3 protein-coding genes are annotated in these 18,589 nt (G+C 57.5%); 1 reads left to right on the top strand and 2 read right to left on the bottom strand.

Going from position 1 to position 18,589, the window contains the following annotated elements; translation table 11 throughout:
• Window positions 1–17 precede the first annotated feature (17 nt).
• Entirely contained in the window at window positions 18–12,458 is a 12,441-nt protein-coding gene (locus tag GSQ62_RS09800) for a gliding motility-associated C-terminal domain-containing protein (protein ID WP_161889327.1), read from the bottom strand.
• 897 nt (window positions 12,459–13,355) lie between these two features.
• Entirely contained in the window at window positions 13,356–16,271 is a 2,916-nt protein-coding gene (gene gcvP, locus GSQ62_RS09795; protein ID WP_161889326.1) for an aminomethyl-transferring glycine dehydrogenase, read from the bottom strand.
• Window positions 16,272–16,526: 255 nt separating this feature from the next.
• Here gcvP and GSQ62_RS09790 point away from each other — a divergent pair, with 255 nt between their 5' ends.
• Window positions 16,527–17,753, top strand: a complete 1,227-nt coding sequence (locus tag GSQ62_RS09790) for an NAD(P)-dependent oxidoreductase (protein ID WP_161889325.1) — start codon at window positions 16,527–16,529, stop codon at window positions 17,751–17,753.
• The last annotated feature ends 836 nt before the right edge of the window (window positions 17,754–18,589 follow it).

Here is an 18,589-nt window from a genome sequence, read left to right as displayed (position 1 = left end):
TAAGAGCGTGCTCGGGGTTAGCGCATGATGGTGACAGACTTTTTCAGCGGGGCCTGGCCATCGCCCAGCTCAAGGATGCAGTAGTAGGTGCCGTCCGGAAGCCTCTTGCCGTTGAAGGTGCCGTCCCACGCGCTGGTGTAACCGTAGGACTCAAACACCGGGCTGCCCCAGCGGTTGTACACCATCACCCTGCAGCGCGGGTAGAGGAGCGCCAGGTTTTTGATCACCCATGTGTCGTTAAGCCCGTCGCCATTGGGGGAGAAGCCGTTCGGGATCTCGATCTCGGTGATGGCATCGATAGTAAAGGTGATCTCGGTGGTGCAGCCGCTGGCGTCTTTCACCAGCAGCGTGTGCGTGCCGCCGCTCAGGTTGCTGAGGTCTGTGGCGGTGGTAAAGCTGCCGTTGTCCAGTTGGTAGCTATAGGGTGCCACACCGCCTTCTACCCTGGTGATGGAGGCGCTGCCGGAGTTGTCCTGCCCGATGGCTTTGGTGAGCGGCGTGACCGTGGCCTTGATTTCCGTCGGTCCTTTCACCTCCACTTTCCCGATGGTAATGATGCAGGTAGGCGAGAACCTGGTGATGACCTGGTAAACGCCCTGCGGCAGGTTCGGGAACGTCGCGCTCTTCTGGAAGCTTACGCCGTTGTCAATGCTGTATTCTGTCTGGCCGGTTACGCCCGTCGCCGCGATGGCAATCGCGCCGTCGGCCGCCCCGAAGCAGCTTTCATCCTGCACGCTTGCCAACCTGCTGCCCGCCGTCTCCACCACCACCTGGGCTGTGATGCTGCAGTTGCCAGCGTCCTTCACTGTAAGGGTGTACCTGCCCGGAGCCACACCGGTAAAGGTGGTGGAGACCTGGAAACTCACGCCATTCAGTGAGTAGGTATAAGGGGCCGTGCCGCCTGTCACACCCTCAACAAGTACCCGACCGCTGTTCTGGCCGCAGCCCGCATGTATGACTTCCACCTGCGGAACTGTCAGCGGCTGCGCTCCTTTGACAGTCGCTGTCTGGGTATAGGTGCATCCCTCCGCATCCTTCACCGTCACATTGTAATTACCACTGGTGAGGCTGGCGAAGGAATTACTGGACTGGAACGGAGTGCCGCCGAAAGGGACGTTGCCGCCGCTGATGGAGTAGGTGTAAGGGCTTTTGCCACCGCTGACGTTGCTGATGGTCAGCTGCCCGTTTGCCGTGCCGCAGCCGGCATTGGTGGTGCTTACGGTGAAGGACGAGGCTCCTCCCGTGCTTCCCACTTCCGCCGTGCGCGTGAGCGTGCAGCCCGCCGCATCCCGGATGGTGATAGTATAGCTGCCAACCGCAAGGCTCCCGAACTGCGTCGCCGTCTGGAAGGCCTTACCGTTGATGCTGTAGGCATATGGCTTTGTGCCGCCGGTTACGGACGCCACCGTGACGGTGCCGTTGCTGGTGGCGCAGCCTGATGGCGTGGCTGTAAGCGTTGCCTCCGCCGGGGCATTAGTGTCTATAATAACCGTGGCAGATGTGCTACAGCCGCTGGCGTCTTTCACATATACCCTGTACTCCCGTGGAGCCAGCGCCGTGAAGGTGGCCGCCGCCTGGAAGTTCACCCCGTCCAGCGAGTATACATATGGCGCCGTTCCGCCATTCACCGCATCTACGGTGATGCTGCCGGTGTTGGCGCTGCAGGCAGAGGGCGATGCCGACGCTCTGAAATCTGTGATACCGGCGATGTCGCCGATCACTATCTCTTTCGTGACGGTACAGCCGTTCGCGTCTTTTACTGTGGTGGTGTAAGTGCCTGCTGCTACTGCTTCGAAGGTAGCCGTTCTCTGGAAACTGGTTCCGTTGATGGAGTAGGTGTAAGGAGCCGTGCCGCCGGTCACAGTACCGAAGGTGATACTGCCGTTGCTTTCGCCGCAGGTGGCGGCAGCAGAAGCCAGTTCAAAGGCTGTCGGACCGGCAATGTTCTCTACCACCTCAGTTACCGTGCGCAGGCAGCCGTTGGCATCCCTGGTTGAGACGTTATATATACCGGCCGCCAGGTTTTGGAAGGTGGCGGAGGCCTGGTAGCTCGTACCGTCCTTGCTGTAGGCATAGGGGGCTGTGCCGCCGGTTATATCCCTTATAGAGATGCTGCCGTTGGGGTTGCCGCAGGTAGCGGCCTGAGCCGCTGCCGTGAACGTTGGAGCGGAGGCATTCTCCACCTGCACCTTCTCTGTGTAGGCGCAACCATTCGCATCTTTTATACTTACCGCGTATTCCCCGGCTGCCAGCGCCGTGAAAGTAGCCACCGCCTGGTAACCGCCGCCATCCAGCGCATACATGTAAGGTGCCGTTCCGCCGCTGACAGAGGTGATGTTAATTTCGCCATTGCTATTGCCGCAGGTAGCGGGCTTCACGGTGGCAGCCAGGCCGGACGGACCGGTGATGCTGCTTACCTGCACCTGCGCGGCAAACGTACATCCGTTGGCATCCTTCACCGTGATGGCATGCTGCCCTGCAGCGAGCGCAGTGAAAGTCTCAGAATCCTGAAAATTCACTCCGTCGATACTATATATATAAGGAGCCATTCCGCCGGTCACGCCCGTAATGGTCAGTTGTCCGTTGCTACTGCCGCAGGTGGAGGCGGTAGTGGAGGAGGCAAAGCTGATGGGGATGTTCTTGCCCACAGTAACAGAAGCAGTAGCGGTACAGCCGTTGGCATCCTTCACGGTGAGGGTGTAGCTGCCGGAGGCTAATCCTTCGAAGATTTTCTCTGCCTGGAAATTGGAGCCGTCAACGCTATATATAAAAGGCGCCGTGCCGCCGTTTACTGCTCCGGCTGTGATGCTGCCGTCGTTGTCGGCGCAGGTGGCAGGCAGTGAGGAAGCCGCTACGGCTGTTGGTCCGGCAATGTTGGTGATGGTAAAGGTCTTAACGAAGGTACAGCCGTTGGCGTCTTTCACGGTGAGGATGTGGGAGCCTGCCGCCAGGCCTGAGAAGGTGGTGGCGGACTGAAATGTGCCGCCGTCCCTGCTGAAGGCATAGGGCGCAACGCCGTCGGTCACGCCTGTCACCTCCAGCTTGCCGTTGCTGTTGCCGCAGGTGGAGGAAGTGCTGCTGGCGGTAAAGCCGGTCGGGCCGTTGATGTTCTCCACCACTGCTTTCTCAGCAAAGGTACAGCCATTGGCGTCTTCCACGGTTACCGTATACTCTCCCGCTGCCAGCGCCTCAAACACCGTCGCCGTCTGATAGTCGGTGCCGTTGATGGAATAGCGGTAAGGTGCCGTGCCACCGGTGACACCACTGATGCTGATTTTCCCGGTGCTGTTGCCGCAGGTAGAGGCGACTGCCTGTAAATCCATTTGGCTCGGTCCCGCGATATCGCCTACTTCAATTGTCTTTATCGTGCTGCACCCGTTGGCGTCTTTGGTGGTGATATCATATGTTCCGGCTGCCAGATTGCTGAAAGTAGCCGTAGCCTGGAAACTCGCCCCATCGATGCTATATATAAACGGTGCTGTGCCGCCGGTTACCCCGTTCACTGTTACCTGCCCATTGCTATTGCCGCAGGTAGACGCCTGGGCCGTGGCCGTAAAAGCCGGGCCCGATGCATCGCTTAGCCGGACCTCATCGGTATAGATACAGCCATTGGCATCCTTCACGCTTACCGCGTATGTACCAGCAGCCAGTGCCGCGAAAGTAGCAGTGCTCTGGTAAGTCGTGCCGTCCTTGCTGTATAGGTAAGGAGCGGTTCCGCCTTGCACAGCGCTTATCGTGAACTGTCCGTTGCTATTGCCGCAGGTAGAGGAAATGGTGGTATGGGTGAAAGCCGTAGGCACATTTTTCGTTACCGAAACCTCCCGGCTCACTGTACAGCCATTCGCGTCTTTCACGGTAATGGTGTAGGTGTCTGATGCAAGCCCGGCGAATACTTTTTCTGCCTTAAAGCTGGAGCCGTCGATGCTGTATATAAAAGGAGCGGTGCCCCCAGTTATACTGCCCATGCTGATGCTGCCATCATTATCGGCGCAGGTGGCAGGCTGTGAGGTGGCCGCGATGGCCGTAGGGCCTGCTATATCTTCCAGCGTGAACGATTTTACAAAGGTACAGCCGTTCGCGTCCTTCACGGTGATCGCATACTGCCCGGCCATTAATGTGCTGAAAGTTTCGGAGGCCTGGAAGTTTACCCCGTCCCTGCTGTATATATAAGGAGCTGTTCCACCGGTTACACCAGTTATCGTTAACGTGCCGTTGCTGGCGCCGCAGGTGGAGGAGGTTAGACTGGCGGCAAGGTTCGTTGGTCCGGCCACATCGTCAACCGTGATTTTTCTGCTGACGGTGCATCCGTTGGCGTCCTTCACGGTTACCGTGTGCTCGCCAGCCAGCACGCTCTCAAACATAGCCGCGCTCTGGAAACTGGTTCCGTCGATGGCGTAGGTATAAGGTGCTGTTCCGCCGCTCACCGCACTGGCCATAATACTGCCATTACTGTCGCCACAGGTAGAGGAGGTCGTGGTCAGGGCAAAGTCTGTCGGGCCGGCGATGTTCCCCACCTCCACGGCCACCGTGCGCATGCAGCCGTTGGCGTCTTTCGCGGTGAGGGTGTAAGCGCCCGCCGCCAGTCCGCTGAAGGTTGTCGAAGCCTGGAAGGTTACGCCGTCGCGGCTGAACAGGAAGGGAGCCGTGCCGCCCGCGATGTTACCGACGGTGATGCTGCCGTTGGCGCTGCCGCAGGTAGAGGCCTGTGCCGTCGCGGTGAAGGTTGGCGCAGCAAGGTCCGTCACTCTTATCTCCTCTATATATAAACAGCCGTTCGCATCCTTTACGCTTAACTGATAAGAGCCTGCAGCAAGGGCACCGAAAGTGGCGGTGCTCTGATAATTGGCGCCGTCCAGGGAATAGCTATATGGCGCCGTTCCGCCGCTGACAGAGGCGATGTTTATTTCGCCGTTGGGGTTGCCGCAGGTCGTGGCTTTCACAGTTGCCACCAGATCAGCCGGGCCTCCCTGGTCGTTTACCTGCACCTGGCCTGCATACGTACAGCCCTTGGCGTCTTTTACGGTGATGGTGTAGGCACCGGCGCTTAACGCGGTAAAGGCTGTGGTGCTTTGGAAGGTCGCGCCATCGATGCTATATAGATAAGGGGCTGTTCCGCCGGTCACGCCCGTGACAGTCAGTGCTCCATCGTTGCTGCCGCAGGTGGAGGCGGTAGTGGAGGAGGTGAAACTGGTGGGGATGTTCTTGCCCACAGTAACAGAAGCAGTAGCCGTACAGCCGTTGGCATCCTTCACGGTGAGGGTGTAGCTGCCGGAGGCTAATCCTTCGAAGATTTTCTCTGCCTGGAAATTGGAGCCGTCAACGCTATATATAAAAGGCGCCGTGCCGCCGTTTACTGCTCCGGCTGTGATGCTGCCGTCGTTGTCGGCGCAGGTGGCGGGGAGCGAAGAGGCCGCGACAGCCGTTGGCCCGGCAATGTTGGAAACGGTAAAGGTCTTAACGAAGGTACAGCCGTTGGCGTCTCTGACAGTAACAGCGTACGCTCCGGCTGCTATATTCGCAAAGGTGGTGGCAGACTGGAAAGGAGCGCCGCCCAGGCGGAACATATAGGGTGCCGTTCCGCCGGTTACGCCTGTCACTTCCAGTTCTCCGTTACTGGCGCCGCAGGTGGAGGGGGTGCTGCTGGCTGTCATATCCAAAGGGCCGGCTATGTTCTCTACCGTGATTCTTCTGCTTACAGTACAGCCGTTGGCGTCTTTCACAGTGACGGAGTGTTCGCCAGCCGCGATGGCCGCAAAAGAAGCAGCGCTCTGGAAATTGGAGCCATCAAGGCTATATTGATAAGGGGCCGTTCCGCCCGTCACCGCGCCTACGGTGATGCTGCCGTTGCTGGCCCCGCAGGTGGTTGCCGTAGCGACCAGCTCAAACGTGTCTGGCCCGGCGATGTCCTGTACGGTCACGGCAGCGGAACTGATGCAGCCATTGGCGTCTTTGGCGATGATCGTGTAGTCGCCTGCCAGCAGCCCGTTAAAGGCGGTGGAGGCCTGGAAGTTCACCCCATCCCTGCTAAATATATAAGGAGCTGTGCCGCCGGAAACATTGCTGATGGTGATGCTGCCGTTGGGGCTGCCGCAGGTGGTGGCCTGCGCCGCCGCCGTGAACACAGGACCTGCGATGTTGCTGATCTGCACGGTTCCGGTATAGGCGCATCCGTTCGCATCTTTCACGCTTATCCGGTACATTCCCGCCGCCAGGGCAGTATAGGTAGCGGAGGATTGGAAACTGGTGCCGTCGATGCTGTATATATAGGGAGCGGTGCCGCCCGATACGCTGGTAATCGTTAGCTCGCCGTTGGCGCTGCCGCAGGTGGAGGAGACGGTGGTGTGGGTGAAGGCCGTCGGCACATTCTTCGTTACCGAAACCTCCCTGCTTGCCGTGCAGCCGTTCGCATCTTTCACGGTGAGGGTATAGGTGCCTGAAGCTAGTCCACTGAAGATTTTCTCTGTCCGGAAGCTGGAGCCATCAAGGCTATATATAAAAGGCGCCGTGCCGCCCGTCACCGTTCCGGCCATGATGGAGCCGTCGTTGTCGGCGCAGGTGGCGGGCAGCGAAGAGGCCGCGACAGCTGTCGGTCCGGCGATGTTGGTGATAGTAAAGGTCTTTACAAACCTACATCCGTTGGCATCCTTCACCGTGATGGTGTGCTGTCCGGCCACCAAGGCAGTGAAAGTCTCGGAGGCTTGGAAGTTCACGCCGTCTTTGCTGTAGGTGTATGGTGCTGTTCCGCCTGTCACACTGGTTATTGTCAACTTCCCATTGCTGGCGTCGCAGGTGGTGGAGGTTAGACTGGCGGTGAGGTTGGCTGGTCCGGCTATATCGCTTAGTGTCACTTCTTTGCTGATGGTGCAGCCGTTGGCGTCCTTCACCGTTACGGTGTACTCGCCTGCCAGCATGTTATTGAAGACGGTGCCGCTCTGGAAGCCGGTTCCGTCGATGGAGTAGGTATAAGGTGCTGTTCCGCCGGTTACGCCGGTGATGGTGAGTTCCCCGTTGTTGCTGCCGCAGGTAGAGGAGGTCGTGGTCAGGGCAAAGTCTGTCGGGCCGGCGATGTTCCCCACCTCCACGGCCACCGTGCGGAGGCAGCCGTTGGCGTCTTTCGCGGTGAGGGTGTAAGCGCCCGCCGCCAGTCCGCTGAAGGCCGTTGCTGCCTGGAAGGTTACGCCGTCGCGGCTGAACAGGAAGGGAGCCGTGCCGCCCGCGATGTTGCCGACGGTGATGCTGCCGTTGGCGCTGCCGCAGGTGGAGGCCTGTGCCGTCGCGGTGAAGGTTGGCGCAGCAAGGTCCGTCACTCTTATCTCCTCTATATATAAACAGCCGTTCGCATCCTTCACCGAAACAGTGTAAGTGCCGAAGGCCAGCGCCGCAAATGTGCCGGAGCTTTGGAAGGCTGCCCCGTTGATGGAGTAGGAGTAAGGAGCGGCGCCACCTGTTACGCCCGTCACCGTAAGCTCTCCATTGCTATTGCCGCAGGTGGAGGATTTCATAATGGCCGCCAGGTCGGATGGGCCAGCGATGTTATTTACCTGCACCTGCGCGGCAAACGTACAGCCGTTGGCGTCTTTCACAGTGATGGTGTGGGAGCCTGCCGCCAGCCCTGCGAAGGTGGAACCGCTTTGGTAAGTTGCCCCGTCGATACTATATATATAAGGAGCCATTCCGCCAGTCACGCCCGTAATGGTCAGTTGTCCGTTGCTACTGCCGCAGGTGGAGGAGACGGTGGAGGAGGTGAAACTGGTGGGGATGTTCTTGCCCACAGTAACAGAAGCAGTAGCCGTACAGCCGTTGGCATCCTTCACGGTGAGGGTGTAGCTGCCTGATGCCAGTCCTTCGAAGATTTTCTCTGCCTGGAAATTGGAGCCGTCAACGCTATATATAAAAGGCGCCGTGCCGCCGTTTACTGCTCCGGCTGTGATGCTGCCGTCGTTGTCGGCGCAGGTGGCAGGCAGTGAGGAAGCCGCTACGGCTGTTGGTCCTGCAATGTTGGTGATGGTAAAGGTCTTAACGAAGGTACAGCCGTTGGCGTCTTTCACGGTGAGGATGTGGGAGCCTGCCGCCAGGCCTGAGAAGGTGGTGGCGGACTGGAAAGTTGTGCCGTCCCTGCTGAAGGCATAGGGAGCAACGCCACCGGTTACACCAGTTATCGCTAACATGCCGTTGCTGGCGCCGCAGGTGGAGGAGGTGCCGCTGGCCGCTAAGGCAGACGGACCGTTGATGTTGCCCACGGTTACCTGTTTGGCAAAGGTACAGCCGTTGGCATCCTTCACAGTTACCGTATACTCCCCTGCATATACCGAGGCAAAGGTCGTGGCGCTCTGGAAAGGCCTGCCGTTGATGGCGTAGGTATAAGGAGCCGTGCCGCCCGATACGCCGCCGACCGAAATACTACCGTTGGCGCTGCTGCAGGAAGAAGGAAGCGATGACAGCGCCAGGTCGGCCGGGCCGGGAATGTTCTGTACCGCTGTATAGCTGCTGAACGTACAGCCATTCGCGTCTTTGATGGTAATGGTATAGTTGCCAGCCGCCAGCGCCGCGAACGTATTTCCGGTCTGGAAGGTACTGCCGTCCTTGCTGTAGGAAAAGGGAGCGGTGCCGCCGGTTACCGTGCCTGCCGTGATGCTGCCGTTAGCGTTGCCGCAGGTGGAGGCCTTCGCCGTGGCGATGAAAGCAGGCCCGGCCACGTTCGGCACCAGCACACTTTCTGCATAGATACAGCCATTGGCATCCTGCACGCGCACCTGGTAGTTACCGGCGGCTAAGCCGGTGTAAATGGCAGCAGCCTGGAAAGGTGCCCCGTTCAGGCTGTACACATAAGGAGCCGTGCCGCCGCTGGTTCCCGTTATCCTCAGTTCGCCGTTGGGGCTGCCGCAGGTGGTGGCTTTAACCGATGCCGCTAAATCAGTTGGGCCTGCGATGTTGTTTACCTGCACCTGCGCGGCATACGTACAGCCGTTGGCATCTTTTACGGTAACCGCGTGGGTGCCCGCCAGCAGGTTTGTGAAAGTTCCTGATGCTTGGAACGCGTTTCCATCCAGGCTATAGAGATAGGGGGCATCACCGCCTGTTACGCCGGTAATCGTCAGCTCGCCGTTGGCGCTGCCGCAGGTGGAGGAGACGGAAGTGTGGGTGAAGGCCGTCGGCACATGCAGGCCAACGGTAACGGATGTGGCGACCGTGCAGCCGTTGGCGTCCTTTACCGTGAGGGTGTAGCTGCCTGATGCCATGCCTGCGAAGATTTTCTCCGTCTGGAAACTGGCTCCGTCGAGGCTATATATAAAAGGAGCGGTGCCGCCCGTCACCGTTCCGGCGGTGATGGAGCCGTCATTGTCGGCGCAGGTGGCAGGGAGTGAGGTGGCTGTGACAGCCGCTGGCCCTGCGATGTTGGTGATGGTGAAGGCCCCGCTGAAGGTACAGCCGTTGGCGTCCTTTACCGTGAGGGTGTGGGTGCCCGCCGCCATGCCTGCGAAGGCGGTGGAGGACTGGAAGGTTGTGCCATCTTTACTATATAAATAAGGCGCTGTTCCTCCGCTAACACCCGTCACGGTCAACATGCCGTTAGGGCTGCCGCAGGTAGAGGGTTTACTGGAGGCAGCCAAATCCGAAGGTCCGGCCACATTGCTTACCACCACTTTTTTAGAGATGATACAGCCGTTGGCATCTTTCACCGTGAGGGTGTGCTCGCCTGCGAGAAGGGCGCTGAAAGTCGTGCCGGTCTGGAAAGTGGATGAGCCGTCGAGGCTATATATAAAAGGCGCCGTTCCGCCTGTCACCGCGCCCACTTTGACACTGCCGTTGCGGCTGCCGCAGGTGGAGGAGGTGGGGGCAAGCGCCACATCAGACGGCCCGGCAATGTTGTTAACGGTTACAGATTGTTTGGACAGACACCCGTTGCCGTCCTTAATGGTGATGGTGTAATCTCCTGCCGCCAGCGCAGCAAACGTGGTTCCGGTCTGGAAGGTAACGCCGTCTTTGCTGTAGGAGAAGGGCGCCGTGCCGCCGGTTACGGTGCCAATCCTGATCTGCCCGTTGCTGCTGCCACACGTAGAGGCCTGCGCCGTAGCGGTGAAAGCAGCCCCGGCGATATCCGTCACTGTCACCTGCTCCGCATACAAGCAGCCATTGGCGTCCTTCGCCGTGAGGGTATAGGTACCAGCCAACAGGTTTTGGAAAGTGCCTGAACTCTGGAAGTTGGCGCCGTCGATGCTATATATAAAAGGAGCGGTGCCGCCAGCCACGGCGCTTACTGTTACCTGGCCATTCGGGCTGCCGCAGGTGGAGGACTGGGCGGAAGCGGTTAAGTCTGTCGGACCGGCGATGTTCGTCACCTGCACCTGCTTGGCCACGATACAGCCTCTGGCATCCTTCACCGTTATGGTATAAGTGCCCGCTGTCAATGCCGTGAAAGTGGCAGACGCCTGAAAGCTTGTGCCGTTTTTGCTGTAAGTGTAAGGTGCGAAACCGCCTGTCACACCCGTGACGGTGAGCTCCCCGTTGTTGCTGCCGCAGGTAGAGGAAGTGGCGGAACTGGTAAAGCTGGTCGGTACATCGGTGGTGACGGTGGCAGCGGTCGTGATAAAACAGCCGTTTGCATCTTTGGCTGTTACCATATAGGTGCCTGCGGCGAGGCCCGTAAAGGTGGCGGAGGTCTGGAAATTCACGCCATCCACGGCGTAGGCATAAGGTGCCGTGCCCCCTGTTACGGCACCAGCGGTGATGCGCCCGTCGTTGTTCTGGCAGCTGGCTGGCTCTGCCGTAGCCGACACGGCCGTGGGCCCGGCGATGTTCGTCAGGGAAAAGGCTTTCGCGAAGGAACAGCCGTTGGCATCTTTCACCGTGATGGTGTAGCTTCCGGCGGGCAGTCCTGCGAAGGTAGTGGCGCTCGTGAAGTTTGTGCCGTCTTTGCTATAGGTATAAGGAGCCGTGCCGCCTGTTGCACCGGTTATGGTTATCTCCCCGTTCGGGTTGCCGCAGGTAGAGGCTTTCAGGGATGCGGCCAGATCAGAAGGCCCCGTTACCTGTGTAATCGTAAATGTTTTTGTAACAGCGCAGCTGTTGCCGTCGCTGACGGTAACGGAGTAGGTGCCAGCCGGTTTGTTGTTGATGGCCGCGGTAGTTTCCCCGGTGTCCCAGCGGTAAGACAAGACCCCCTGCCCGCCCGTTGCCTTTGCCGATATACTTCCGAGCGTTCCGTTGCAGACCACTGCTGTGCCTGTCAGGCTCACATTCATCGCGTAGAAGGTGATCAGCACCTCATCCCTTACAGCGGTACACGAGCCGTTTCCCGTAGAAGTTAAGGTTAACCGTACAGCGCCTGCACTCAAGTCGGCCGCAGAAGGCGTATATATGGCATTCAGGTTCGTTCTGTCCGAGAACGCCCCGCTTCCACCGCTCCAGATCCCTCCGGTTGCCGCTGTTACCGCGCCCGACAGCTGCACAATGCCCGAAGAGCAGACCAACTGGTCCGGCCCGGCATTTACAGCCAGGTCGGAAACAACATTCACCGATGCTGAAAATTTCTGGCAGTTCGGGTAGTTGCTTGTCCGCACCTCCAGTTCGTAGGTTCCGACAGCAGTGGCCGTGTACCTCAGCTTATCGCCTACCACATTGCCGTTGCCGTCTGTCCAGATGTATGCAAAGTTGCCGTCGCCACCCGTCACGCTGCCCACCAGTTCCACGCCGCTGCTTCCGGGGCAGATAATGGCCGGGTTGGGACCTATCGTCACCACGGGCGGCGGGTAAAAGTAAACCCGCACCACATCGCAGTAAGGCAGCGTAGAGCAGGGAGAAGCCACCGATCTGCCACAGACCTGGTAATCTACATACGCGGGCGGGTTGGCGTCGGAGGTAACGACAGGGTTTGCGTTGCCATTCGGGAAACTCAGGTAACTCATGTACTTGCCGCCGCCGGTCAGGTCTGTCCAGGTAATGGAAGCCTGCTCGAAGGCGATAGGCGCCCGGAGCACGGCGCTGCAGCCTGCTGTAACAGAAACATCTGTCTGCGGCTCGAAGGCTGCGATCGACTTTATAACGAATTTGCCTTTGGCATTGCCGGGCATACAGAGCGAGAGCACGTGCGGCCCGGTACCGTCCACGCAGATGGGCTGCCCCACCGGTATCTGAGGGCCGCAGTTTATCTGGTATCCCATAGAGCCCGAAGGCACGGGCCCGTCCACAATCTCGAACTCCAGCCCTGCGGCGTTTTTGTCCAGTGTTATGATAAACTGCACACAGTTGTCATTGCTAACGATGCCGCAAAGCTGTCCGTTTCTGGTAATACTCCCGGATTCCCAGATGCCGTTTGGTGCCCCGGTTAAATCGACATTAAACGAGGGGGTGGCGCTATTTGCCTGCGCATATAGGAAATGAGTGTTCGCTAACTGGAGAAACCAAAACAGGGTGATGGAGAAAAGAAGGGAAAAAGGGCGGGTAGAGGTTGTTGCCATACACTAAAAGTGATGTTTGTGCTTGATGATATTCTTGAACTCGTTTTCACTAAAGGCCTTTCCAGTTATGGTGATGCCACCGCGCGGGAGAGATAGCCTTTTAAGTATTCATCTTTAAGGATTTAAATATATATATACTTTCTGTTAAAATTTATTTTGAAGCTTAAAAATTAAATAAATCAATACCATTTGGTTTTTATTATTAGATGGGCGTGATTATATATAACTATACCAATAGGACTTAGCTCCTGCGTTCCTGCGTAAGGACGCAGTTTAAATTAAATGGGCACAATTTTAAGGATTGAAAGTAAGCCTTGTGATGCTTTAAGAATAAGATTGCCTGTAGCCAGGGAGAAAATTGCTTTTATGAATTTTAAAAGGAGGGGGAACTTTCGTGCAGGAGGCGTATATGAGTTAAAGATAATTCTGATGATATGCAATAATTTACATGTATGGCTCGGCCATAAAGGGCAGTATCGGCAAGTATTGTTGTGATTGTTATATAAATGAGGTTTCTGAGAGGGTATCTGGAAGGTGTGGCCAACATGCCAGGGTGCGCCGCAGAGGCATCCCCAACGCCTATATGCCAATATATTAACTCAAGTTGCTAAATATAACTTGCCCAAATTCTGATAACGCGAAACCTGCCCCTCCCAAGAGGGGAACAATGCCCCCATTTCTGAGCAGATCCCTCCCTCGGAGGGATAGGTCATATCTCAACGACGAGAGTAAATAGCAACTTAGGTTATTAGTAACTGCCCTTGCTCGCCACATTAAGTCGGTCCGCAAGCCAAAAAAGACGGCCTCCGGAATAGATTTCCGGAGGCCGTCAAACTAAAGGTTTTGCACCCTGTGTAGCTATCCTTTGCAGGAGGTCAGGAGCAGTGCCTATATACCCTATATGGCTGCCATTTGGCTGACATCCTCGTTGTAGGCCTCCACCGGCGCGCAAGAGCAGATCAGGTTGCGGTCGCCGTAAGCGCTGTCGATGCGGCTGACGGTGGGCCATACCTTGTTGTCGCGCAGGTACGGCATCGGGAACACGGCTTTCTCGCGGGTATATGGGCGCTCCCAGTTTTCTGCCATCACCGCTTTCAGCGTGTGCGGCGCATGCTTCAGCACGTTGTTTTTCTGGTCGGCTTTGCCCTCCTCAATCTCACGGATCTCTTCCCGTATCGAGATCATCACGTCGCAGAACCGGTCCAGTTCTTCCTGCGCCTCCGACTCCGTCGGCTCCACCATCAGCGTGCCCGCCACCGGGAACGACACCGTCGGCGCATGGAAGCCATAGTCCATCAGGCGCTTGGCGATGTCCTCCACCTCCACGCCCGCTTTCTTGAAGCCCCGGCAGTCCAGGATCATCTCGTGCGCGCAACGGCCGTTCTTGCCGACATATAATACCGGGTAGTGCTGCTGCAGGCGCGCCTTGATGTAGTTCGCGTTCAGGATGGCCACTTTGGTTGCCTCTGTCAGGCCTTCGCCCCCCATCATGGCAATATAGGCATAAGAAATCGGGAGGATGGAGGCAGAACCCCAGGGCGCTGCGGACACGGCGTTGATCGCTTTCTCATCCCCAATGTTCGCCACCGCGTGGCCGGGCAGGAACGGCGCCAGGTCTTTCACCACCCCGATGGGGCCCATGCCGGGACCGCCGCCGCCGTGCGGGATGCAGAAGGTCTTATGCAAATTAAGGTGACAAACATCAGCCCCTATATGGGCGGGGGAGGTAAGGCCCACCTGGGCGTTCATGTTGGCGCCGTCCATATATACCCGGCCCCCGTTCTCGTGGATGGCTTGGCAGATCTCGATGATGCTCTCCTCATATACGCCGTGCGTGGACGGGTACGTCACCATCAGGCACGACAACTCATTCTTAAATTGCTCTGCTTTTGCGCGCAGGTCGGCCACGTCAATGTTGCCTTTCTCATCGCACTTCACAATCACCACCTTCATGCCAGCCATCACCGCAGAGGCGGGGTTGGTGCCGTGCGCGGATGATGGGATCAGGGCCACGTTGCGGTGCTGGTCGCCGCGCGACTCGTGGTAGGCGCGGATCACCATCAGGCCGGCGTACTCTCCCTGTGCGCCGGAGTTCGGCTGCAACGAAACAGCGGCAAAGCGGGTGATCTCGCACAGCCAGGCCCCCAGATCTGCGAATATCTGCTGGTAGCCTTTCGTCTGGTCGGCCGGGGCGAAGGGATGCAACTGTCCGATCTCAGGCCAGGTGATGGGGATCATCTCGGCGGTGGCGTTCAGTTTCATGGTGCAGGAGCCCAGCGGAATCATGGAGTGCACCAGTGAAATGTCCTTGTTCTCGAGGTGCTTCATATAGCGCAGCATCTCATGCTCCGAATGGTGCTTGTTGAACACCTCGTGCGTCAGGTATGGGCTCTTCCGGATCAGGCTGTCGGCCCAGGTAATGTGCGTTTCCTCCGGCAGTGCATTTATATCCAACACCTCCGCCGGCTTGCCGGCCACTTTCGCGAACACAGCCAGTATATCCTTCACGTCCTGCAACTCGGTGTTCTGATTGAGTGAGATGCCGATGCTGGCATCCCCGAAGTAGCGGAAGTTGATGCCAGCCGCCTCGGCCTCTGTCCGGATGGCCTGCTGCAGGCCGGGGCTCTCTGCCTCTATTTTCAGCGTATCGAAATACTGCCCGTTCTGCTGCTCAAAACCCAGCGCCCGCAGGCCTTTCTCCAGTTGCTGCGCCAGGGCGTGCGTGTTCAGGCCGATGTACTTCAGGCGGCGGGGTCCGTGGTACACGGCGTACATGCCCGCCATCACGGCCAGCAGTACCTGTGCGGTGCAGATGTTGGAGGTGGCTTTCTCGCGGCGGATGTGCTGCTCGCGCGTCTGCAGGGCCATGCGGTAGGCTCTGTCGCCGGCGGCATCCACGGATATGCCAATGATACGTCCCGGAATCACGCGCTTGAAGGCATCCTTTGTGGCAAAATATCCGGCGTGCGGCCCGCCAAAGCCCATGGGCACGCCAAAGCGCTGCGTCGTTCCCACCACGGCATCAGCGCCCATCTCGCCCGGAGGGGTTAATAGGGTAAGCGACAGGATATCGGCGGCCACGGCCACCAGCATGTCCTGGGCGTGCGCGCTGCTGATGAAATCCGTATAATCATATATGGCGCCGTCGGCAGCCGGGTATTGCAGCAGCGCACCAAATAGCGTCTCGTCCCCCAGGTTCGCCTCGCGGTGGTCGCCGGATACCAGTTCAATGCCAAGCGGCGTGGCCCTGGACAACAGTACGTCTGTTGTTTGCGGCAGCACCTGATCCGATACGAAGAAGCGGGTGGCGTTTTTGCGGGAGCCTTTGCGCTGCGCGAAGAACATGCCCATCGCCTCGGCGGCGGCAGTGGCCTCGTCCAGCAAAGAGGCGTTGGCTATCTCCATGCCCGTCAGGTCCATCACCATGGTCTGGTAGTTGATGAGCGCCTCCAGGCGGCCCTGTGCAATCTCGGCCTGGTAGGGGGTGTAGGCCGTATACCAACCGGGGTTCTCCATGATGTTGCGGAGGATGACCGGGGGCACAACCGTGTCGTTGTAGCCGAGGCCTATATAGGATTTGTATACTTTGTTCTGCCGGGCGATCTGGCTGAATTTGTTCAGGAAATCCTTCTCGGAGAGCGCTGGCGGCAGGTTCAGTGGCCTCTTCAGCCGAATGGCGGCCGGCACGGTCTCCTCAACCAGTTGGTCCAGCGAACTGGCCCCAATGGTCTTCAGCATGTCCTGCATCTGCTTTTTGTCAGGGCCGTTGTGGCGCTCCTTGAACACGTCGGCAGGCTTGGTTTTAAAAATCATAACGGGAGTATATGGGTTGGGAATTATGGGCTGCACCTGGCAGAGGCAACGGCCTTCGCCAGCCTCCTATTTTCTACAAAAGTACTAGTAATTGTTTATTATATTAAGGCATCAAAACGAAATACTTAGGGCTTTCGCCCGCAGTGTAATGGAGCCTTTATATATACTTGAAGCGGCTTTGAGACTATAACAGGCAAAAGCCCTTTTTGCTTTCCAACGTAACAAAGAGACAGGCGCAACAATTCAACACGGCTTATGAGCAGGATCAGGGTTGGCATCATCAAGGAGGGGAAAATCCCAGTCGACAGGCGCGTGCCCCTCACGCCCAAGAAATGCGTGGAGGCGCTGCAGGAGTTCCCGGGGCTGGAGATATGGAAGCAGCCCAGCGACATCTGCTGCTTCTCTGACGCAGAGTTTGCCGAACTGGGCATACCCGTGCAGCAGGATATGAGCCAATGCGATGTGTTGCTGGGTGTGAAGGAGGTGCCGATTGCGCAGCTTATCCCCGGCAAAACCTACTTCTTCTTCTCCCACACCATCAAAAAGCAGCCGCACAACGCCAAACTGCTCCGTGCCATCCTGGACAGGCACATCACCCTGATCGACTACGAGACCCTGACCAACCGGCAGGGGCAGCGGCTGGTGGCCTTCGGGCGCTACGCGGGTATTGTGGGCGCCTACAACGGCATCCTGACCTATGGCAAAAAGTGGGGGCTGTATGACCTGAAGCCTGCCTATTTGTGCCACGAGATGGAGGACATGCAGGAAGAATACTTTAAAGTGAAGCTGCCGCCCATCAAGATTGCCGTGACTGGCGGCGGGCGCGTGGCGGGCGGGGCCATGGAGGTGCTGGACAAGATGGGAATCCGGAAGGTGAGCGTGTTCGACTACCTGTACAAGCAGTTCGCGGAGCCGGTATATGCCCAGCTGCGCTCCGGCGACTACAACTCCCGCCCCGACGTGGAGGTGTGGGACTCGCCGGATTTCTACGCCAACCCGCACTTATACAGGAGCACGTTCCGCAAGTTCACCCGCGTCACCGACCTGCTGCTGGCCTGCGCCTTCTGGGACCCGCGCGCGCCCAGGCTCTTCACTGAGGAAGAGACACGCCAGCCGGATTTTAAGATCAACACCATCGCCGACATTACCTGCGACATCAACGGCTCCATTCCCTTAACTACCTGCGCTACCACCATACCGGAGCCCGCCTTTGATTATAATCCGGAGACAGGGGAGAGGGAGCCCGCTTACAGCCGCCCGGAAAACATAACCGTGACGGCGGTGGACAACCTGCCGTGCGAGCTGCCACGCAATGCCTCCCGCGATTTCGCGCGCCAGTTGATCGACCACGTGTTCCCGCATCTCTTCAACGGAGACGCCGAGGGTGTGCTGGAGCGCGGCACCATCGCAAAGGCTGGCAAGCTGACGCCGCGCTACAGCTATCTGCAGGACTATGCAGACAGCGTGGCGGGTGAAAAATAGCGGGAGATAAAGTGAATATACATGGGTTATAGATAGGTGACAGTTGATGAAAGGGATAAAGTTTGCCTGTGTGTTTTTAAGGTAAATGCAGGAATCATCCCGTTGCCATTAATCCGCAAGAGGAGCTTCTTATATATAAATGAGGTGTAGAAACTGAAAAGGTTTAGGCTAATGGAGGAACCATCCCCCTTCTCTAAGATGTGCTCTTATATATAGGCGTGCAGGATGCGCACTAAGTCATAAGCTGGAAGTGAAAGGCACTCTATATAATAAGCATATAATAAGCGTGTCTTTTGTTTACAGCAGGAGCTGTGAAATTTCTAATCTGAACTAATGTAGATAGACTTCCTCCCGAGACAAGAAGAAGTATCGGTAATAGAATCTACAATGGCTTTCAACAACTGTTCCCATTCCTGCAATGTGGAATAAGAAGTAAACAAGGTGATGCTTAATATAACAGAGAGCTTTGGGTCATATATGGATTGATTAAAGCGTGCGCTCCGAAATAACTTAGCCACATTGATCAGAGATTCCTCAGTCAGAGCAGGCCACTTACATCAAATTCTCTGATCTTTGGAACTTCGCGTCCGGAGCCTGATGTTCTCTTCGGGCGCACCTTGCCCAAGGGACTGAAAAGAATCGTCCTCTGTTCCAGGGGCTTGGGCCGGGCGGCCCTAATTACCGTGTTTTTACCGGGAGTGTTGTTTGGAAATTGTGTGGATCTCTTTACCTTTGCATCCCGTTCCGGCAGGGGGCGGTTGAGGTGAAGGGGGAGGATAAATTTTTCCGCTGCCTGTTGGAAACCGGGGAGGTTTTGCTGCCTTTGCGGCCCGCTC

Origin of the sequence: Pontibacter russatus (assembly GCF_009931655.1) — a bacterium.
Lineage (GTDB): Bacteria > Bacteroidota > Bacteroidia > Cytophagales > Hymenobacteraceae > Pontibacter > Pontibacter russatus.
This window is presented reverse-complemented; position numbering and strand designations above follow the sequence as displayed.